Raw genomic sequence first — 679 nt, forward strand, 5'->3', positions numbered from 1 at the left:
GTGCAGCGGTGCAGCGCTAAGGCAAATTGAGAACATCCGCTATATTGATGAGACGGTTGGGCTTGATATTTTGCCAGATAAATTAAGAGAAATTGCACAGTTACGAAGAGATTATCAAGATGTAACATTGAAAGAGTTAGGTGAGATGGTATCCGGGGGGAAAATTAGTAAATCGGGTATTAATCATCGTTTGCGTAAAATCGATGAAATTGCAGAGAAATTACGCGCGGGGGAAACAGTAGCAAAAAAATAAAAGGTTAAAGGGGAAATGGAGCTGTGGTTCAAAAACTGGTTAAAGTGGCATTAAAAAACGGCTTACAAGCACGTCCGGCTGCGTTGTTTGTACAAGAGGCAAATCGCTTTCATGCGGATATCTTCATCGAGAAAGATGGAAAGACAGTGAATGCAAAGAGCATAATGGGGATTATGAGCTTAGCAATCGGAACTGGTAGCATGATTACAATCACAACAGAAGGTTCAGATGCAGAAGAGGCTTTGGAAGCATTAACTGCATATGTACAATAAAGGGTTATCGCGAATTGAAGTGCACCCCAATTGTTAGACACGGTCTAACAATTGGAGGTGCATTTTTTATGGCTAAATTTTCTTCAAAAGAAAAAATCCAAGCGGTGAAACGATATTTAGATGGTTCAGAAAGTGGAGAAACAATTGCTAAATC

At 39.9% G+C, this 679-nt stretch carries 2 protein-coding genes; both read left to right on the forward strand.

Features of this window, described 5'->3' with window-relative positions:
- Positions 1-253 (forward strand): DNA-binding protein WhiA (gene whiA, locus AC1DJR_RS32520; protein WP_477004516.1); only part of this gene is annotated, 253 nt, incomplete at its 5' end.
- A 23-nt stretch (positions 254-276) separates the two neighbouring features.
- Positions 277-525: an HPr family phosphocarrier protein gene (locus tag AC1DJR_RS32525; protein ID WP_002016081.1), complete on the forward strand. Its 249-nt coding sequence runs from the start codon at positions 277-279 to the stop codon at positions 523-525.
- Positions 526-679 lie beyond the last annotated feature (154 nt).

The sequence above is a fragment of the Bacillus sp. 05T31 genome, from assembly GCF_056396725.1.